The 19244-nt window shown below is 73.3% G+C and carries 19 protein-coding genes; 14 read left to right on the top strand and 5 right to left on the bottom strand.

Annotation, left to right across the window (positions count from 1 at the left end):
* The first annotated feature begins 109 nt into the window (after positions 1–109).
* Together AF1_RS10985 and AF1_RS10980 are read left to right on the top strand one after the other, a co-directional pair.
* Complete coding sequence (locus AF1_RS10985; protein ID WP_067796078.1) at positions 110–403, top strand: hypothetical protein; 294 nt, start codon at positions 110–112, stop codon at positions 401–403.
* Between the two features lie 45 nt (positions 404–448).
* Complete coding sequence (locus tag AF1_RS10980; protein WP_084262770.1) at positions 449–1096, top strand: hypothetical protein; 648 nt, start codon at positions 449–451, stop codon at positions 1094–1096.
* A gap of 97 nt (positions 1097–1193) precedes the next feature.
* On the opposite strand, the gene AF1_RS10975 is transcribed toward AF1_RS10980, so the two are convergent.
* Positions 1194–1571, bottom strand: coding sequence for a VOC family protein (locus AF1_RS10975; RefSeq protein ID WP_067796075.1), 378 nt, complete (start codon positions 1569–1571; stop codon positions 1194–1196).
* The gene (locus AF1_RS10970) at positions 1568–2272 is read right to left on the bottom strand and encodes a TetR/AcrR family transcriptional regulator (protein WP_067796072.1); all 705 of its coding nucleotides are present in this window, start codon (positions 2270–2272) and stop codon (positions 1568–1570) included. Before AF1_RS10970 ends, AF1_RS10975 begins: the two co-directional genes overlap by 4 nt.
* A 287-nt stretch (positions 2273–2559) precedes the next feature.
* Between AF1_RS10970 and AF1_RS10965 the strand changes: the two genes are divergently transcribed.
* The 6 genes from AF1_RS10965 (at position 2560) to AF1_RS10940 (ending at position 9887) form a co-directional block, all read left to right on the top strand.
* Positions 2560–3477, top strand: coding sequence for an ABC transporter substrate-binding protein (locus AF1_RS10965; protein ID WP_067796069.1), 918 nt, complete (start codon positions 2560–2562; stop codon positions 3475–3477).
* 65 nt (positions 3478–3542) lie between these two features.
* The gene (locus AF1_RS10960) at positions 3543–4556 is read left to right on the top strand and encodes a FecCD family ABC transporter permease (RefSeq protein ID WP_067796151.1); all 1014 of its coding nucleotides are present in this window, start codon (positions 3543–3545) and stop codon (positions 4554–4556) included.
* Positions 4553–5323 (top strand): ABC transporter ATP-binding protein, encoded by a 771-nt coding sequence (locus tag AF1_RS10955; protein WP_067796068.1) that lies wholly within the window; start codon positions 4553–4555, stop codon positions 5321–5323. The genes AF1_RS10960 and AF1_RS10955 overlap by 4 nt, the downstream gene beginning before the upstream one ends.
* 2 nt (positions 5324–5325) lie before the next feature.
* Positions 5326–6003, top strand: a complete 678-nt coding sequence (locus tag AF1_RS10950; RefSeq protein ID WP_407642222.1) for an adenosylcobinamide amidohydrolase — start codon at positions 5326–5328, stop codon at positions 6001–6003.
* A gap of 420 nt (positions 6004–6423) precedes the next feature.
* Entirely contained in the window at positions 6424–8577 is a 2154-nt protein-coding gene (locus AF1_RS10945; RefSeq protein ID WP_067796063.1) for a vWA domain-containing protein, read from the top strand.
* Positions 8574–9887, top strand: coding sequence for an extracellular solute-binding protein (locus AF1_RS10940; RefSeq protein ID WP_084262768.1), 1314 nt, complete (start codon positions 8574–8576; stop codon positions 9885–9887). The genes AF1_RS10945 and AF1_RS10940 overlap by 4 nt, the downstream gene beginning before the upstream one ends.
* Here the strand turns inward: AF1_RS10940 and AF1_RS10935 are convergent.
* Complete coding sequence (locus AF1_RS10935; RefSeq protein WP_067796057.1) at positions 9884–10474, bottom strand: SACE_7040 family transcriptional regulator; 591 nt, start codon at positions 10472–10474, stop codon at positions 9884–9886. The genes AF1_RS10940 and AF1_RS10935 overlap by 4 nt on opposite strands.
* 77 nt (positions 10475–10551) lie before the next feature.
* Here AF1_RS10935 and AF1_RS10930 point away from each other — a divergent pair, with 77 nt between their 5' ends.
* The 5 genes from AF1_RS10930 to AF1_RS10910 all read left to right on the top strand — a co-directional run bounded on the left by AF1_RS10930 (position 10552) and on the right by AF1_RS10910 (position 17042).
* Positions 10552–12165 carry a carboxyl transferase domain-containing protein gene (locus AF1_RS10930; protein WP_067796054.1) on the top strand — a complete coding sequence of 538 codons (1614 nt, stop codon included), beginning with the start codon at positions 10552–10554 and terminating at the stop codon, positions 12163–12165.
* Positions 12166–12173: 8 nt separating this feature from the next.
* Positions 12174–14108, top strand: coding sequence for an acetyl/propionyl/methylcrotonyl-CoA carboxylase subunit alpha (locus AF1_RS10925; RefSeq protein WP_067796148.1), 1935 nt, complete (start codon positions 12174–12176; stop codon positions 14106–14108).
* A 2-nt stretch (positions 14109–14110) separates the two neighbouring features.
* Positions 14111–15034 carry a hydroxymethylglutaryl-CoA lyase gene (locus AF1_RS10920; protein WP_174548843.1) on the top strand — a complete coding sequence of 308 codons (924 nt, stop codon included), beginning with the start codon at positions 14111–14113 and terminating at the stop codon, positions 15032–15034.
* 5 nt (positions 15035–15039) lie between these two features.
* A complete protein-coding gene (locus AF1_RS10915) occupies positions 15040–16188 on the top strand; it encodes an acyl-CoA dehydrogenase family protein (RefSeq protein ID WP_067796050.1) in 1149 nt (382 codons plus the stop codon).
* Between the two features lie 65 nt (positions 16189–16253).
* Complete coding sequence (locus AF1_RS10910) at positions 16254–17042, top strand: FkbM family methyltransferase (RefSeq protein WP_067796048.1); 789 nt, start codon at positions 16254–16256, stop codon at positions 17040–17042.
* A 34-nt stretch (positions 17043–17076) separates the two neighbouring features.
* On the opposite strand, the gene AF1_RS10905 is transcribed toward AF1_RS10910, so the two are convergent.
* Positions 17077–17664, bottom strand: coding sequence for a TetR/AcrR family transcriptional regulator (locus tag AF1_RS10905; RefSeq protein ID WP_067796044.1), 588 nt, complete (start codon positions 17662–17664; stop codon positions 17077–17079).
* A 49-nt stretch (positions 17665–17713) separates the two neighbouring features.
* Between AF1_RS10905 and AF1_RS10900 the strand changes: the two genes are divergently transcribed.
* Positions 17714–18502, top strand: a complete 789-nt coding sequence (locus AF1_RS10900; protein WP_067796042.1) for a class I SAM-dependent methyltransferase — start codon at positions 17714–17716, stop codon at positions 18500–18502.
* Here the strand turns inward: AF1_RS10900 and AF1_RS10895 are convergent.
* Entirely contained in the window at positions 18489–19187 is a 699-nt protein-coding gene (locus AF1_RS10895; RefSeq protein ID WP_255218794.1) for a tyrosine-protein phosphatase, read from the bottom strand. The two genes, AF1_RS10900 and AF1_RS10895, sit on opposite strands and share 14 nt — an antisense overlap.
* Positions 19188–19244 lie beyond the last annotated feature (57 nt).

Here is a 19244-nt window from a genome sequence, read left to right as displayed (position 1 = left end):
GCCTCCGCATTTGCTCCTGGATGGGGCTGGGCGGACGAGCCGCGGGGTAGATAGGGAGCGTGTCTGGTGGGGTGGCCGATCGGCGGGCTCGGGCGTCGGGCGGGCGGGTATGGACAGCGAAGACCGCGCGCTCGGGGTGAAGGCGCGCGGAACCCGGCGGGAGGCCGGCCCCCCGGGCGGACCGCGGCGGGGTGAGGGCGACGAGTACGCGTGCCGGGCGATGGTGTCCTCGGCGTGCGCCCATGAGCGGGCGGCGGCGCTGCTGGAGGAGATGGCCGCCGCCCACCCCGAGGAGGCCGACCTGCATCTGCAGTCGGCCGCCCGCCATCGCAGGTGGGCACGGAACGACCGTGAGCTGGCACAGTTGTACGCGCCCCGAGGCGGGGACCCGGGCGATTCGTGAGCGAGGCCGTCCGGCGTGGATGCGCACCCTAACGGAGGATGGAGCATGACCGTCGATCCGCGGACTCTGGGAACCGCGCGCCGCTCGCTGCACGGGGTGGCGGAGTTGGTGCTCGCCGGCCCGCAATACCGCCAGAGCGGGACGATCCGGCTTAAGGCCGTCCCGGGCGGGTTCGGTACCGTCCGGGCGCCCGACCTCCGCGTACGGGAGACGGAGCTCGTGTGCGGCGACCGGGAGATCCCGTTGAACGGCGCCACATGCCGTGAACTCGCCGCGGCGGCGAACATCGAGGCCGGGGCGGCGGAGAACCTCTACGAGGATGGCAGCGGCGTCGGCCTGGACGACGTCCTCAGTGTCGATGCCGAGGCCGCGCACCGCATCCAGGAGGCGTTCGGCCGCGCGCACGATGCCCTGTCCAGGTTCGCCCCGGAGATCGCGTCCGTGCTGTGGCCCGAACACTTCGATCTGGCCATCAGCCTCGACGAGGTCAACTACGGCGTCTCCCCGGGAGACGCACACCTGGACGAGCCGTACGCGTATGCGGGTCCGTGGAAGCCACGCCAAGGTTCGTTCTGGAACGCGTCCTTCGGCGCGGCGCGTCCCCTGCGCCTGCTGCCCGGCACCACGGCGCTGTTCGACTTCTTCATGGAGGCCAGGGACCGGGCCGCCCACGACCCCGAACGCCACCCCTGACGGCTCCCCGGCAAGGCGGCCAGTGAATGTGGGGGGAGGCCGCTGGTGCGGGCCGCCGTTCCGCCGAACGAGCGTGCCGGGCGGACGTTCAAGCCCGTCAGGGCGAGATGACCTCGTAAAGGTTGCCGCTGGAGTCGGAGAAGTAAACGCGCCGCCCGCCGAGCGGGTGGGAGGAGTCCACGCGTCCGTTGTCGGGGTGCGCGGGCTCGTCGCCGTAGGGGATCTCGCGGGCGTCGAGGCGCTCGACGATCGTGTCGAACGTCAGGGCGTCCACGTCGAAGGCCAGGTGGTGGCCCTGCGGGTAGGCGACCGTCATGAAGTCGAGGGTGAGCCCCTCGTTCCCCCGGATCGGGACGAAATGCCGCGCGTGCGGATGCGCGCCCGTGTACTCCAGGCCCATGACGGCGGCGAAGAAGCGGGCGGCCTCGTCGTTGTCGGCGGCGGTCACGATCGCGTGGTTCAGGCTGATCGTCATTCGGCGGTTCCTTCTTTGAGGGCGCCGTGCAGGAAGACGTCGAGGTACTCCTCCATGGACGGCTCCGAGGTGCCGGGCCCGGCGGACGGTCCGCCGGGCGGGCGTGCGCGCGTGAACGCCAGCCCCATGAACAGGCTCGCGATCTGGTCGACGGGCAGGCGGAGCCGGTCGCGCTCGGGTTCGAACAGTTCGGCGATGGCGTCGCGGGTCCGGTCCATGGCGGCACCGCGGTCGGGGGCGGCACCGGCGCTCTCCCCGCCGGCCCTGTTCCCGCCGGCCCCGTTCCCGCCGGCCCCGTGCATCCCGCCGCCGGGGTCGCCGGGGCCGGGCATCCCGCGCCCGCGGCGGCCGGTGGCGTGCAGGGCGCCGATGACCATGCCCATGCGGGCCAGGTAGGCGTCGATCGCGGCGCTCGCCTCGGCGAGCCGGGCCGGCAGCGGCTGGTCGAGCGGGATCGCCTCGATCTCCGCCAGGACGTGGTCGGGCCGCAGCGCCTCGGCGACGCACGCGTCCAGCAGTTCGTCCTTGTCGGCGAACACCCGGAAGATCGTTGCCTCGCCGATGCCGGCGGCGCGCGCGATCTGCCCGGTGGTCACGGCCGTGCCGTGCTCGGCGACCAGCGGCAGCGCGGTCCGGACGATCATCTCTCGGCGCTGCTGCGGGCGCATTCCCGGCGCCCGGCGCCGGCTTTTGCCCTCCATGCCGCCCACGGTACGGAGTGAGTACTCACTCCGTCAAGGGCGGATGGGACGATGCTCACCCCGCGCACCCGGTGGAACCGGATTCGCCGGCTGATAGCGTTGCGATGCTGCGCGCCCAGGAGCGAAGTCCGGTGTGAACCCGGCGCTGTCCCGCAACTGTGGTGCCCCTCTCGAAGTGGCCGAGCCAGGTCGCCTCCTTCGCGCGCCGACGATTTTCGACCTCGTGGAAGGGCGATCCGTCATGAGTCATGAGCGGGCCGCGGCTTCCCGGCAGCCTGGAGGCTTCTGTGAGACCCGTACGTACCTTCGGCGCGGTGATGGCGATCGGCGTCGTGGTGGTCACGGCCGCATGCGGCGGCGATGACGGCGAGGCCGGCGCCGCGAGCAGCGCCGAGACCGTCACCGTCCAGGCCGCGAACGGCGCGGTGAACGTCCCCGCCGCCCCCAAGCGGATCGTGTCGCTCTCCCCCACCCACACCGAGACGCTGTTCGCCATCGGCGCCGGCTCGCAGGTGGTGGCGGTCAGCGACTACTCCAACTACCCGGCGAACGCGCCCCGCACGAAGCTGTCCGGCTTCAAGCCGAACGCCGAGGCGATCATCAAGTACCGGCCCGACCTCGTCGTCCTGTCGGACGACATGGACGGCATCGTGAAGGCGCTGGAGAAGGTGAAGGTCCCCGTCCTGCTGGAGCCCGCGGCGACGAACATGGACGAGGCCTACGACGAGATCAACGACCTCGGCCAGGCCACCGGGCACACCGCCGAGGCGAAGAAGCTCACCGGCGACATGCGGACCGAGATCCAGCAGACGGTCGCGGCGGCGTCCAAGGCCAAGGGCCGGACGTACTACCACGAGCTCGACCCCCAGCTGCACTCGGTCACCTCGAAGACGTTCGTGGGCCAGGTGTACGGGCTGTTCGGCCTGCAGAACGTCGCCGACAAGGCCGACAAGGCGGCCGGCGGCTACCCGCAGCTGTCCCGTGAGCACGTGCTCAAGCAGGACCCCGACCTGATCTTCCTGGCCGACACCAAGTGCTGCGGCCAGGGCAGTGCCGCCCTGGCCAAGCGCCCCGGCTGGTCCGGCCTGGACGCCGTGAAGAACGAGAACGTGGTCGAACTCGACGACGACATCGCGTCCCGCTGGGGTCCCCGCCTGCCCCAGTTCGTCAAGGCGATCGGCGACGCCGTCCAGAAGGCGCGGTGACCACGGCCTTCAGGGCCCCCCGCAGGCTCCCCCGCGCGAAGCGGACGGGGCAGCCGCACGCCAGGCTGCGGGCGCTGCCCCTCGCGGTGGCGGTGGCGCTGCTCGCGGCGACCCTGCTGGCCGGTGTGCTGGTGGGCGCCGCCGGGCTGCCCGCCGGCGGGGTCCTGAAGGCGCTGGCGGACAAGATCCCGTTCGTGCACGTCGACTCCGGCCTCGGGGTGATCGACCAGAGCGTCCTGTTCGAACTGCGGGTGCCGCGCGCGCTGATGGCGGCGCTGGTCGGCGGGATGCTCGCCATGGCGGGCGCCGGGTACCAGGGCGTGTTCCGCAACCCGCTCGCCGACCCGTACCTGCTGGGCGCCGCGGCGGGCGCCGGGGTCGGGGCGACCCTCGTGATCGTCCTGGTGCCCGGCGATCCCGGGTACGGCGTGCCGCTCGCCGCGTTCGCCGGCGCGCTGTGCGGGGTCTGCCTCGCCTACGTGCTCGGCCGGACGGCGGAAGGCGACGGCGCGGCGACGCTCGTGCTGGCGGGCGTCGCGGTGTCGTCGTTCCTGGCGGCGGCACAGACGTTCATCCAGCAGCTGAAGGCCGAGGAGCTGCAGCGGATCTTCTCCTGGATTCTCGGCGGGGTCGGCTCGGCGGACTGGGACCAGCTCGCGCTGGTCGCCCCGTACGCGCTGATCTCCACGGTGGTGCTGCTCACCCACGGCCGGCTCCTGGACGTGCTGAGCGTCGGGGACGAGGAGGCCGCGAGCCTCGGGCTGGCGGCGCCGCGGGTGCGGCTGACCGTGCTGGTCGCGGCGTCGCTGGCGACGGCGTCGGCGGTGGCGGTGAGCGGTCTGATCGGGTTCGTCGGCATCGTCGTGCCGCATGTGGTGCGGCGGCTGGCGGGCGGCTCGTACCGGGTCGTGCTGCCGCTGTCGCTGCTCGGCGGGGCGGCGTTCCTGGAGGTGGCGGACCTCGTGGCGCGGACGGCGACCAGCCCCGGCGAGCTTCCGCTCGGCGTGGTGACGGCGTTCGTCGGCGGCCCGTTCTTCGTCGTGGTGCTGCGCGCGTCCCGCAGGCAGGTGGGGACGTGACGGTCCGGGTGCGGGACCTGGAGGTGTCGCTCGGCGGCCGGCGGGTCCTGGCAGGCGTGTCGCTGGAGGTCCCCGCCGGGTCGTGGACGGCCGTCATCGGGCCGAACGGCGCCGGGAAGTCGACGCTGCTGCGCGCGGTCCTCGGCCTGGTGGCCTCGCGCGGCGAGATCAGCGTGGCGGGCGAGGATTCGCAGCGCCTCAAACCGAGGCAGCGGGCCCACCTCGTCGCCTATGCCGCGCAGAGCCCGAACCTCCCCGTGGGCATGACGGTGTTCGACTACACCCTTCTGGGGCGTTCCCCCTACATCCCGCATCTCGGGCGGGAGAGCGCCCGCGACCGGTCCATCACCGAGGAGGTCCTCGACCGCCTGGACCTCACGGCCTTCGCGGCCCGTCCCCTGGATCACCTCTCCGGCGGGGAGCGGCAGCGCGTCGTGCTGGCGCGCGCGCTGGCGCAGCAGACGCCGGTCCTCCTGCTGGACGAGCCGACGTCCGCGCTCGACATCGGCCATCAGCAGCAGGTGATGGAGCTGGTCGACCGGTTGCGGCTGTCCGACGAGCTGACCGTGGTGACCACCATCCACGACCTCACCCTCGCCGGCCAGTACGCCGACGCGCTGGTCCTGATCTCGGGCGGCCGGGTCGCCGCGGCCGGAACGCCGGAGGAGGTCCTCACCGGGCCCACCGTCGAAAAGCATTTCGACGCCCGCGTCCACGTCACCACCGGTCCGGGCGGCCGGCCGCTCCTGTCGCTGGAGCGCCCGTGAACCTGGAGACCGTGTGGCGCGAGGAGGGCGGAAAACGGCTCGCCGCGACGGTGTGGCGGCCCGGCGACGGCCACCGGGCGATCTCGTCCGCGATGCTGGGCGGCGGGATCGGCCCGGCCCGGTGGGTGCTGAACGCGCAGGTCCCGGGCGCCTACGCGCGCACCGACCCGGTCGTTCACCTGGCCGAGCTGGCGGCGTCGTACGGGCTGGACGGGCCGGGCGTCGGGATGCTCACGGCCGCCTCCGTGTCCCGCACGATGCGGCGGGAGGACGAAGGCGTCGGCGCCTCGGCGACGGTCGGGCTGCGCGTGCCGACCTGGGCCGCCGCCCCCGCCGGAGCCGCCGACCCGGAGCTCGCGCCGCTGGAGGGGAAACCCGCCTGGCAGCCCGGCACCGTCAACATCGTCGTCGCCGTGCCCGTCCCGCTGAGCGACGCGGCCCTGGTGAACGCGGTCGTGACCGCCACCGAGGCCAAGACCCAGGCGCTCCTGGAGGCGGGCTTCCCGTGCACGGGCACCGCGTCCGACGCCATCTGCGTCGCGGCCCCCACCGCCGGGCCGGAGGAGATCTTCGCCGGGCCCCGCTCGATCTGGGGCGCGAGGATCGCCCGCGCGGTGCACGCCGCCGTCCACGCCGGCGCGCTCGACTACGCCCGCTACCTGGAAACCCCCAGCAATTAGCACCGGCCGCCGTACCACCCCGGTGGGATACGGCGGCCGGTTTCAGGGCCACAGCAGTCTGGGATCCGAGCCTCACCTCCTACCCGTGTGTCGCGTCGCCTGCGTGACGGTCAACCGGCGGGGGGCGTGGCGTCGTCGAGCGGGGCGACCTTCTTCCATGTGCCGTTGTACGCACGAACAGCCGGAGGCGTTCGACGTTCCCGGCGACGGCTTCCCGAACGTTCCCCGGCAGGCGGTCAGCCCGCGTGTTCCGCAGGTGGTCCCCGCAAGGGGCCGGCCGGCGGGACGGACCGTGGACGCCGCGGGGATCGACCGGCCCCGGTCAGCGGATCCCGCTGACCGCGACGGTCCGGTTACGTATCATGAGTGGCCAGTGCCGGGGGGCTTGGGATTCGGGACCTACACGGCGATGGGGCGTGGATGACGGGACCGCACGGCGGCGACGGCAACCGATCACCGGAGCCGGGACGCCCGGACGGTTTACCGCCCTGGCTCCGCCGCGCCCTCCAGGTCGTCATCCTCGACGCGTCCTCCACCGTGGTCGTCAGCCTGGGGGTGACGCTCGTCCACGGCTCGTTCTGGCTGAACGCGGCCATCACGCTGCTGGTCGTCGCGCTGGCGACCGCGGCACTGTTCGTCTTCTATCCCGATACGGCGCGCACCGCGCTGGAACGCGTGTGGAAGGTACTGCGGCGGGGCGGCACGGCGCTCGCGTGGGGGTGCGCCGGAGCCGCGGCGATGGCGCTGGTCCTGCTCGCCGGGGCCGGCGCGCATCGCGTGTGGCGGCACACCGACGCGTGCGGGCAGCCGCTGGAGCTGCGGGTGCTGACCGCGCCGGAGACGCTGACGCCGCTGCGCGCCGCCGCGGCCGAGTTCGTGAACGCCGACGAGGACCGCGGCTGCCGCAAGTACAGCGTCACCGTCGTCCCGGAGGCCGGGCCCCTCTCCCTGTACGACGGGTTCAGCCTTCTGTGGCGGCGCAGCAAGCCGGCGGGCGTGGGGCGTGCCGACGACGAGCAGCTTCTGGGCCCGCAGCCCGACATCTGGCTCCCCTCCTCCACGGCGGAGTACGACTTCGTCCCTAAGAGCCCGGGGCAGATCGACACCCGGAACGCCGCAGGGGGCGGGTCTCCGGTGCCCCGCACGGCGGCGCTGGCCGGCGGGGGCCCGGCCGCGGGTCCGGGCGGCGGGGAGGGCGATCCGTCCTTCCGGATGCTCGGCTCGCTCGGGTCGTCGCCGCTGGTGCTGGCGCTGTTCCCCGGCGCGCACGGGTCCGTCGCCGATCCGAGCAGGATGCCGATCGCGCCCGACCCGGCGGCGCTGCTGACGCGGATCGCGGACGCGGGGGTGAAGCTGCGCGCGATCGCCCGGCCCGTCCCGGAGACGTCGTCGGCGTCGCTGGCCGTCGCGCCCGCGCTCTACGATGCGCTGCCCGGCGACGACCGGAGCGACGAGCGGTTCGCCGAGCCCGCCGACCTGGTCGCGTCGGACGCGGTGTCGCTGCTGTGCCGGTTCCGGCAGCGGGCCGCCGCGGGGCAGGCCGACCCTCCCGACGACATCGCGGTCGCCGTCCCCGAGCAGGTGCTGCACGACTACGACACGGGGCTGCCGCTCGGGGACGACCGCTGCGGCGCCGTCGATCCCGACGCCCCCCAGTCGGTGAAGTGGCGCCTTTATCCGTACTACGCGAACGGCCTGCCGACGCTCGACTACCCGTTCGTCCAGGTGCGGTGGCGCGGGCAGGACACGCGGGAGCGGGACGCGGCGGTGACCGCGTTCTACCGCTGGCTGCAGCGCAACCCGCTGACCTTGCAGGGTTTCCGGAACGGCGAGGGCCGTATCCCGTCCGTGCGGGAGGGCGACGGCCGGCACCACTATCTGGCACGGCTGCAGGGCGTCATGGGAAGCCGGGTGATGCCGGACGCCGTGCGCCCGACGACGCCGGACGACGTCCAGCGGAGCCTGGACCGCGTCGGCGCGGCCCGTCCGCGGACGGCGCTGGCGCTGCTGCTGGACGCGTCCGGGTCGATGGGCGGCGCGGCGCAGGGACGCGGGGGTTCCCGGCTCGCCCGCGGGACGTCGTTCCTGCGGAGCCTGGTGTCGCAGTTGCAGAGCAATGACCGCGTCGGTCTGCAGGTGTCGTCGTCGGCGTCGCCGGACGACCCGGATCTGGTGGGGAACGTCCCGCAGGAAGCGGCGTCACCGGAGCAGAAGAACACCGTCCTGAGCGACCTGCAGGCGACCGCCTCCGGTGGGACCGACCGGGCGCTCGGCGACGCGATCGCGGCGGCCGGCGTCGGGTCCGGCCGGCAGAATCTCATCCTCGTCACCGACGGGCAGAGTCCCGGCACCAACCCCCGGCTCGGCGCGCGGACGGCGTGGCTGTCGGGCGAGTTCCGCAAGCGGCACCCCGGCCTCCGGCTGACCGTGGTGCTGACGGGCCCGGCGACGTGCGCGTCCTCGCCGGTGAAGGAGATCGTGGCGGCGTTCGGCAAGGACGGCGGCGGCTGCGTGCCGCTGACCGGCGCGCCCGAGGTCGAGCAGGCCGCGGCACTGCTGGCGGAGCTGCGATGAGGGTGCTGCCGAGCGGGCGCCGGGCCCGGGTGAGCGCCGTGGCCGGGGCGGCGCTGGTGCTGGCCGCGTGGCTGGTCGTGGTGCTGCGGCCGGACGCGTCGTATCCGGCGTTGAAGGCCGGCTGCGACCGGGGGGAGCTGTTCGTCGCGGGCGGCACGGACGTCAGCCTGAAGAACCAGCGCCGCGCGCTGATCCAGCAGTGGAACAAGGGCCACCGCCCGCACGCCACGCTCGTGGAGGTGGCGGACTCCACCGACCTCCAGCACAGCCAGATCAAGGCGGTCGAGGAGTCGAAGGGCTGCGCCTACGACGTCCTGATCATGGACAACACGTGGACGGCGCAGTTCGCGGACGCCGGTTATCTGCGTCCGCTCGACGGCGTCGAAGATCTGGATGACTTCTTCCCGGTGGCGCTGCGCACGGGTCGGTGGAAGGGGAAGCAGTACGCCGTCCCGTTCAACGTGGACGTCGGCCTCCTCTACTACCGGGAGGGCGTGACGCCGCCGACCACATGGCAGGGGCTTCTCACCTCCGATGTGGCGACGCAGCTCGCCGGCTACGAGGGCCTGACGGTGAACGCGCTGGAGGCGGTCTGGAACGACGGCGGCGGCGGGGTGCTCACCGGCGAGGGCCGGCCGAGCGGGAAGGAGCTGCGGACGAAGGTGTATCCGGCACTGGTCCGGCTGGCGTCCCGCCTGCGGGGACGGCTGGGCCTGTCACGGCAGTACAAGGAGCCGGAGAGCATCGAGGCGTTCGCGGCGGACGCGGCGCTGATGCGCAACTGGCCGTACGCGTTCTCGGCGCTCGCGTCCGAGCCGCGCATGCGCGACGGCGCGCGGCTGCGGTTCGGGGTGACGGCGCTGCCGGGCCGCACGGTGCTCGGCGGCCAGAACCTCGCCGTGTCGAAGTACTCCCCCCGACCGGACGCGGCCGCCCGCCTGGTCGGGTTCCTGAGCGGGGCGCAGAGCCAGCGGCTGCTGTTCGCGTGCGGCGGCTTCGTTCCGGGACGCTACTCGGCGCTCGGGCTGTCGCCCGGTCACCGCTCCCCCGCCGATGTGCGGGCGCCGGCCTGCCCGTCCCGGTCCGGGGAGGCCGGCCCGCCGGACGAAGCGCAGCTGACCGGGTTCGGCCGGGCCGTGGTGACCGCGCTGGGCCGGGTGCGGCCACGTCCGGTGACGCCGCACTACAGCACGTTCAGCGACACGTTCCGGGGCTGCGTCCAGAAGATCTTCAACGGGGAGGGGACGGACGCCGCGTCGTTCGCGCGGGCCGTCGAACGCTCCCTGGACGGGCGTCCGGCGTCCTGTTAGCGGACGGCTTCGAGCGCCGCCCGGGCCATGGTGTGCAGGAGGCCGCCCATCGCCTCGCGGTCGAGCCCGGCGGCGCTGCGCGGGGTCGAGTTGAGCAGGCCGAAGCAGGCGTGGACGGCCGCACGCGTGCGGCCGGCGGGGAGCCCGGGGTTCAGCCGGCGCAGGACGGCGACCCATTCCTCCACGTAGGCGCGTTGCAGCCGGCGGATGCGGTGCCGCTGCGGTTCGGGAACGTTGTCCAGCTCGCGCTCATGGACGGTGATCAGCGCGGGGTTGTCGAGGGCGAACGCGATGTGCCAGTGCAGCAGCGCGTCCAGGGCGCGGCCCGGGTCGGGGTCGGCGGCGCGGCGGACGCCCTCGGCGAGCAGCCGCTCGCTGATGTCGAGGAGCATCTCGGCGAGGACGGCGTCCTTGCCGCTGAAGTGCCGGTACAGGGCGGGGCCGGTGAGACCGACGGCGCGTCCGAGGTCGCCGATGGACACCCCGTGGTAGCCGCGGCGCGCGAACAGCTCGGCGGCGGCGCCGAGGATCTCGGCCCGGCGCGGGTTCGGCGGGCCTTCGAGCGCCGCGGCCGGCTGGGAGGTCATGCGCCCAGTCTAGACTAGAGTTGTTAACGAGCGTTAACATCGGCATTGTTAATGAGCGTTAACCGGGAAGGGGGGTCATGGGCGGACCCGAGATCGGCTCCCGCGCCGACGTCGCGGGCGAGGCGTTCAAGGCGAACGCCGCGCACAACGAGGCCCTGGTCGCGGAGCTGCGCGACCGCATCGACCGGGCCGGGCGCGGCGGTCCGGAGCGGGCCCGCGAGCGGCATGTCGCGCGGGGGAAGCTGCTTCCCCGCGACCGGGTCGACACGCTTTTGGACCCCGGTTCGCCCTTCCTGGAACTGTCGCCGCTGGCCGCGGACGGCATGTACGGGGACGAGGCCCCGGGCGCCGGAATCATCACCGGGGTCGGGCGCGTCTCCGGCCGCGAATGCGTCATCGTCGCCAACGACGCGACGGTGAAGGGCGGCACCTACTACCCCGTCACGGTGAAGAAGCACCTGCGGGCGCAGGAGGTGGCGCTGCACAACCGGCTCCCCTGCCTCTACCTGGTCGACTCCGGCGGCGCGTTCCTGCCCCGGCAGGACGAGGTGTTCCCCGACCGCGAGCACTTCGGCCGCATCTTCTACAACCAGGCCACGATGTCGGGGCGGGGCATCGCGCAGATCGCGGCGGTGATGGGCTCGTGCACGGCGGGCGGCGCCTACGTCCCGGCGATGAGCGACGAGGCCGTCATCGTCCGCGACCAGGGCACGATCTTCCTCGGCGGGCCGCCGCTGGTGAAGGCCGCGACCGGGGAGGTCGTCACGGCCGAGGAGCTGGGCGGCGGCGAGCTGCACTCCCGCACCTCCGGCGTGACCGACCATCTGGCTGAGGACGACGCGCACGCGCTGCGGATCGTCCGCGACATCGTCGCCACGCTGGGGCCGCGTGAGCCGCGCCCGTGGGACGTCGTCCCGGCCGGGGAACCGGCCGCCGATCCGTCCGAGCTGTACGGGATCGTCCCGCCCGACTCGCGCACCCCCTACGACGTGCGCGAGGTCATCGCCCGGATCGTGGACGGCAGCCGCTTCCAGGAGTTCAAGAAGGAGTACGGCGCCACGCTCGTCACCGGGTTCGCCCGCATCCACGGGCACCCGGTCGGGATCGTCGCGAACAACGGCATCCTGTTCGGCGAGTCGGCGCAGAAGGGCGCGCACTTCATCGAGCTGTGCGACCGGCGCAGCGTCCCGCTGGTGTTCCTGCAGAACATCACCGGGTTCATGGTCGGACGCGAGTACGAGGCGGGCGGCATCGCCAAGCACGGCGCGAAGATGGTCACCGCCGTCGCGTGCGCCCGCGTCCCCAAGTTCACCGTCGTGATCGGCGGCTCGTTCGGCGCGGGCAACTACGCGATGTGCGGGCGGGCGTACTCGCCGCGCTTCCTGTGGATGTGGCCGAACGCCCGGATCTCGGTCATGGGCGGCGAGCAGGCCGCGAGCGTCCTTGCGACCGTGCGCCGCGACCAGGTGGAGGCGCGCGGCGAGCGGTGGCCCGCCGGGGACGAGGAGCGGTTCAAGGCGCCGATCCGCGAGCAGTACGAGGCGCAGGGCAATCCGTACTACTCGACGGCGCGGCTGTGGGACGACGGAGTGATCGACCCGCTCGACACCCGGCGCGTGCTGGGTCTCGGGCTGTCGGTGGCCGCCAACGCACCGCTGGAGCCGGTCGGCTACGGCGTCTTCCGGATGTGAGGGTGTTGATGTTCGACAGCGTGCTGGTCGCCAACCGCGGGGAGATCGCCGTCCGGGTGTTCCGGACCCTGCGGCGGCTCGGCGTCCGGTCCGCGGCGGTCCACACCGATGCCGACGCCCTGGCCCGGCATGTCCGGGAGGCGGACGAGGCCCTGTGGATTCCGTCGTATCTGGACATCGAGGCGGTGATCGCGGCGGCGCGCGCCTGCGGGGCGTCGGCCGTCCATCCCGGGTACGGGTTCCTCGCCGAGAACACCGCGTTCGCGCGGGCGTGCGGCGAGGCCGGGCTGACGTTCATCGGCCCGCCGGCCGAGGCGATCGAGGCGATGGGCGACAAGATCCGCGCGAAGCGGACCGTCGCCGCGGCCGGTGTCCCGGTCGTTCCCGGGCGGGACGAACCCGGGCTGTCCGACGCCGAACTGGAGGCCGCCGCACTGGAGATCGGGCTGCCGGTGCTGCTCAAGCCGTCCGCCGGGGGCGGCGGGAAGGGCATGCGGCTCGTCCGGGACCCGGCCGATCTCGCCGGGGCCATCGCGTCCGCCCGCCGGGAGGCGCGCGGCTCCTTCGGCGACGACACGCTGCTCGCCGAGCGGTTCGTGGAAAACCCCCGGCACATCGAGATCCAGGTCTTCGCCGACACCCACGGCAACGCCGTCCACCTGGGCGAACGCGAATGCAGCCTGCAGCGCCGGCACCAGAAGATCATCGAGGAGGCGCCGTCCCCGCTGCTGGACGCCGCGGCCCGCGAGCGGATGGGCGCCGCCGCCGTCGCCGTGGCCCGGGCCGTCGGGTACACGGGCGCCGGGACGGTCGAGTACATCGTCTCCGCCGACCGGCCGGACGAGTTCTACTTCATGGAGATGAACACCCGGCTCCAGGTCGAGCACCCGGTCACCGAACTGGTCACGGGCCTTGACCTGGTCGAACTCCAGCTCCGGGTGGCCGCGGGGGAGCCGCTGCCGGTCACGCGGGACGACGTGGCGCTGGACGGCCACTCCATCGAGGCCCGCGTCTACGCCGAAGATCCCGCGCGCGGTTTCCTGCCCACGGGCGGACGCGTGCTGGCGCTGAGCGAGCCCGCCGCGCGGGTCGACTCGGGGCTCGACGTCGGCACCGAGGTCGGCGGCTCCTACGACCCGATGCTGGCCAAGGTGATCGTCCACGGCGCGGACCGCGCCGAGGCCCTGCACCGCCTGGACCGGGCGCTCGCCGGGTACACGCTGCTGGGCGTCCCGACGAACGTCGCGTTCCTGCGCGCGCTGCTGCGGCACCCGTCCGTGGTGGCGGGCGAGCTGGACACGGGCCTGGTCGAACGCGTCCTGGACGAGCTGGTCGCGGGCGCGTCCGTGCCGCCCGAGGTGCTGGCCGCCGCCGCGCTGGAACGGATGCGGGCGCTCGAATCCGGCGACGACCCGTGGGACGTCCCGGACGGCTGGCGTCCCGGCGCCCACGCCTGGACGCCGTGGATCATCACCCCGTCCGGCGGCGACCCGGTGGAGGTCCGCGTCCAGGGCCGCGCCGCGTCCGCGCGCGTCGCGGTCGGCGACGGCGCGCCGGTCGCCGCGGCGCTGAGCGGCCCGTTCACGCTCACCTACGCTGGAAGGACGACCTCGTTCGAGGCCGCCCGCGACGGCGACACGCTGTGGCTCGGCCGCGACGGGCACGCGTGGGCGCTGAGCGAGCACGTCCGCGCCGAGGGCGGCGCCGCGTCGGGCGCCGCCGGCGACGGCGTGCTGCGCAGCCCGATGCCGGGGACGGTCCTGGCCGTCAAGGCGGCCGAGGGCGACCGGGTCGAGGCCGGGCAGCCGCTCGTGGTCGTCGAGGCGATGAAGATGGAGCACACCGTCACCGCGCCGCTCGCCGGCGTCGTGGCGAAGCTGCCGGTCCGCGCGGGCGCGCAGGTCGCCCTCGACGCGGTGCTGGCCGTCATCGAGGAGGCATGACGATGCGGGTACCCCTCTCCGGTCTTCCCGGGCGGGTCACGATCTACGAGGTCGGGCCGCGGGACGGGCTGCAGAACGAGAAGGCGGTCGTCCCCGCCGAGGTCAAGTCCGAGTTCGTGACCCGGCTGGCGGACGCGGGGCTGCGCACGATCGAGACGACCAGCTTCGTCCATCCGAAGTGGGTGCCGCAGCTCGCCGACGCCGAGGACCTCCTGGACATCCTGCCGCGTTCGCCGCAGTTGCGTTATCCCGTCCTCGTCCCGAACGAGCGGGGCCTGGAGCGGGCGCTCTCCAACGGCGTCACCGAGATCGCCGTCTTCGGCAGCGCGACCGAGACGTTCGCCCGCCGCAACCTCAACCGCACCGTGGACGAGTCCCTCGCGATGTTCGCCCCGGTCGTGGAACGCGCGCGCGCCGAGGGCCTCTGGGTGCGCGCCTACGTCTCCATGGTGTGCGGTGACCCGTGGGAGGGCGACGTTCCCATCGCGCAGGTCGTGTCCGTGGCGTCCCGCATGATGGACATGGGCTGCTCCCAGCTCAGCCTTGGCGACACCATCGGCGTGGGCACGCCCGGCCAGGTCACCGCCCTCATCCAGGCGCTGGGCGAGGCGGGCATCGGCACCGAGCGGCTCGCCGTCCACTTCCACGACACCTACGGGCAGGCCCTCGCCAACACGCTCGCCGCGCTGCAGGCCGGCGTCACCGTGGTGGACGCGTCCGCGGGCGGCCTCGGCGGCTGCCCGTACGCCGAGAGCGCCACCGGCAACCTGGCCACCGAGGACCTCGTCTGGATGCTGGACGGCCTCGGCATCGACACCGGCGTCGACCTCGGCAGGCTCGCCGCCACCAGCCGCTGGATGGCCGGCCGCCTCGGCCGCCCCAGCCCGTCCCGCGTAGTCCAGGCCCTCTCACCGGAATCGGAGTAGCCCCAATGATCGACTTCACGCTCAGCGACGAGCAGGAGGAGCTGCGGCGCACGGTCGAGCGGTTCGCCCGCGAGACGGTCGCGCCGGTGATCGGGGACCTGTACGAGCGCGGCGAGTTCCCCTACGAGATCGTCGCCGCGATGGGCGAGATGGGGCTGTTCGGGCTCCCGTTCCCCGAGGAGCACGGCGGCATGGGCGGCGACTACTTCGCGCTCTGCCTGGCCCTGGAGGAGCTGGCCCGCGTCGACTCGTCCGTCGCGATCACGCTGGAGGCCGGTGTCTCGCTGGGCGCGATGCCGATCTACCGGTTCGGGTCGGCCGAGCAGAAGAAGCGCTGGCTGCCGCAGCTCACCTCCGGGGAGAGGCTGGCCGGGTTCGGGCTGACCGAACCGGGCGGCGGGTCGGACGTGCCCGGCGGCATGCGCACCACCGCCCGGCTGGACGGCGACTCCTGGGTGATCAACGGGTCGAAGGCGTTCATCACCAACTCCGGCACCGACATCACCGCGTTCGTCACCGTCACCGCGTTCACCGGCGAGAACGAGATCTCCACGATCATCGTCCCGAACGGCACCCCCGGCTTCACGGTCGGCCGCAAGTACTCCAAGGTCGGCTGGTCGGCCTCCGACACGCGCGAGCTGTCGTTCGACGACGTGCGGGTCCCGGCCGAGAACCTGGTCGGCGAGCGCGGCCGGGGTTACGCACAGTTCCTCCGCATCCTGGACGAGGGGCGCATCGCGATCGCCGCCCTGTCGGTCGGCCTCGCCCAGGGCTGCGTGGACGAGAGCCTCCGCTACGTGCGGGAGCGGGAGGCGTTCGGCAAGGAGATCGGCCGCTACCAGGCCATCCAGTTCAAGGTCGCGGACATGGAGATGCGCGCGCACACCGCCCGCCTCGCCTACTACGCGGCGGCGGCGAAGATGCTGCGCGGCGAGCCGTTCAAGAAGGAGGCGGCGATCGCGAAGCTGGTCGCCTCCAACGCCGCGATGGACAACTCCCGCGACGCCACGCAGATCTTCGGCGGCTACGGCTTCATGAACGAGTACGCCGTCGGCCGCTTCTACCGCGACGCGAAGATCCTCGAAGTGGGCGAAGGCACCTCCGAGGTCCAGCGCATGCTGATCGCCCGCGCCCTCGGCCTGCCGCCGTCCTGACGCCGGCGGACCTGCGCGCCGCCCGGACGCACGGCGGCCGCCGGGCGGCGCGCTAAGGTCGGGTCATGCTGTCGCGCGCCTACGGGATCGCCCGGTCGCTGGTCATGTACCACGGAATCCCGGGCAAGCACCGGCGTGCGCTGCGCCTTTACGGCGAGTTCCTCGGGCCCGGCGACGTCGCGTTCGACATCGGCGCGCACGTGGGCGGCCGGGTGCGCGTGTGGCGGCATCTGGGGGCGCGCGTGGTCGCGGTCGAGCCGCAGCCCGACTGCCTGCGCGTCCTGCGGCTCCTCTTCGGCCGCGACCGGGACGTCGCCATCGTGCCGGGTGCCGCCGGGGCGGAGCCGGGCACGGCGCGGCTGGCGCTGTCCAGCGCGACGCCGACGGTGTCCTCGATGTCGCCCGGCTGGATCGAGTCGGTGACGGCGGACCGCGGCTTCGCCCGCGTCCGCTGGGACCGCTCCGCCGAGGTCGAGGTGACCACGCTGGACGACCTCATCGCGGCCCACGGCATGCCCGCCTTCTGCAAGATCGACGTCGAGGGCTTCGAGGCGGACGTCCTCGCGGGGCTTTCCCACCCGGTTCCCGCCCTGTCGTTCGAGTACGTCCCGTCGGCGCACGACGCGTCCATGGAGGCACTGCGCATCGTGGACGGGCTCGGCGCGTACGAGTACAACTACTCCCCCGTCGAGACGATGCGGCTGGCGAGCCCCCGGTGGCTCGACGCGTCCGAGCTGAGGCGGGGGCTGGAGCGCATCCGCCCACGCGGCCGCTCCGGCGACGTCTACGCCCGCCTGACCGGCGGACACCCCGGCACGCAGCACGCGGAACGCACACGCCCCGCCGCGCGATAGGCCGCCCCGGAGCGCGCGGGAAGACGCTCGCGCTTCATCGGACGGCCCCGGCGAGGACCGTCGTCACCATCTTGCGGACGGAGTCGCGCTCGGGCGCCGGTCCGGTCCGGTCGGCGAACAGCAGGTGGGCGGTTCCGATCAATGTCGGAGCGAGCATCTCGACCTCGGCGTCGGAGGCGATGCGGCCCAGTTCGCGCTCGGCGCCGAGATAGCCCTCGATCATGGTCACCGCCTCCGTCAGGACCGGGACGCCGGCGGGCCAGGTGTGCCGCAGCCGGGCGCGCAACTCGTCCCGGAAGGTGATGAGCGCGACGATCGCGACGGCGGCCGACCCGAACAGGCCGATCAGCGCGTCGGTGAGGTTGCCGGCGACCGTCCCCGTCCCCGCGGACTCGCGCAGGGCCGCGACCTGCGGATCCATCCGGCCGACGCGGTCGCGGACGAACTCGGCGAGAAAGGCGTCGAAATCGGCGAAGTGCCGGTGCAGCACCCCCTTGGCGACGCCCGCCTCCGTGGTGACCGCCCGGCTGGTCAGCGCGCTGGGTCCGTCCCGGAGCAGGACGCGCTCGGCCGCGTCGAACAGTTGCTCGCGCACATCGCGAAGGGCCACCCCTGTCGGCACCGTGCATCCTCTCCTGGACAAGTGGGCAAGCGCCCACTAAAATGGGCACATGCCCACTTTACCGAATGAGCCTCATCGGGCGCGCCAGGTGGCCGAGTCGTTCGGCGCCGACGCCGAACGCTACGACCGCACCCGGCCCGCCTACCCCGGCGCCCTGGTGAAGCGGCTCGCCGCCGCCGGTACCGCCGTCCTCGACGCCGGCTGCGGAACCGGCATCACGGCCCGCCCGTTCCAGGCGGCCGGCTGCCGGGTGCTCGGCGTCGACCCCGACGCGCGCATGGCCGACCTGGCCCGGCACGGCGGCGTCGAGACCGAGGTGTCGACGTTCGAAGCCTGGGACCCGGCCGGACGGACGTTCGACACCGTCATCGCCGGGCAGTCCTGGCACTGGATCGACCCAGTCGCCGGCGCGGCCAAGGCGGCGGAGGCGCTGCGCCCGGGCGGACGCCTGGCGGTGTTCTGGAACGCGTTCCAGCTCCCGCCCGAACTGGCGGAGGCCACCCTCGCCGCGTATCGCGAGGCCGTGCCCGACTCCCCCATCTTCCAGCGGGGCTTGCCCGGCCCGGAGGCGTACGAGCTCATGTGCGCCCGAGCGTCCGACGGCATACGCCGGGCAGGCGCCTTCGAGGACCCGGAACAGTGGCGATTCCCCTGGGAACGCCACTACACCCGCGCCGAGTGGCTGGACCAGGTGCCCACGTTCGGCGGCCACAGCCAGCTTCCGCCGGACAAGCAGCAACACGTCCTGGCGGCCATGGGCACGGCCATCGACACGATGGGCGGCGAATTCACTATGGCTTACACTACCGCGGTGGCCACCGCTATCAGGTGTGGGTAACGCCCCCTTGGAGCAACCGATCCCGCACAGCCTCGGCCTCGCTCGCCGTAAGACCGGCCCCACCCAGATAGGAGACGGCGTCCAGCGAGTTGAGAACGGCGAGCAGAGCCTCCCGCTCGGTGGTGCCGTGCCGCTCCAGGATTTCCAGTGAGCAGTACTCCGGGTACACCATCGCTATGCGCGGGTTGCTGATCTCGTAGTCGGCGATGATCTCGTCGTGGAGCACACCGGCGAGCATGAGCAGCAGCATGCTGACGAGTCCCGTCCGGTCGCGCCCGGCCCCGCAGTGGACGAGCACGCCTCCCGGCTCGGCCTGCGCCACCGCCCTGACCGCCGCGGCGCACCGCTCGGCCTTCCGCTCCAGGAAGACCGGGTAGTACAGCGGCGTCCCGTCGAGGTCCCGGCCCCAGATCAGCTCCCACATCGCGGTGTCGGCGGTGTCGTCCAGCGGGGCGTGGACGCAGGTCAGCGGGTCCGGCGGCAGGACGGTCCGCTCCTCCTCGTTGCGCAGGTCGACGACCGTGCGGATCCCGTACCCGATCAGCTCGTCCCACCCTCGCGGGGTCAACCGGTCGAGCATCCCCGACCGCACGACCGCCCCCGGCCGGACCGCCCGCCCATCGCCCGTCCGCAGCCCGCCCAGATCCCGGACGTTCAGCGCCCCTTCCCATTCCAGATCACGCATGATCATTAAGACGCCGCGCACCATGGCGGAGTTCGACGCACCCGCGACGGCAAAGGA

The sequence above is a fragment of the Actinomadura formosensis NBRC 14204 genome (assembly GCF_001552155.1).
GTDB classification, from domain to species: domain Bacteria; phylum Actinomycetota; class Actinomycetes; order Streptosporangiales; family Streptosporangiaceae; genus Spirillospora; species Spirillospora formosensis.
Note: the sequence above shows the minus strand (reverse complement) of the source record. Positions and strands in the feature narration are given on the sequence as shown.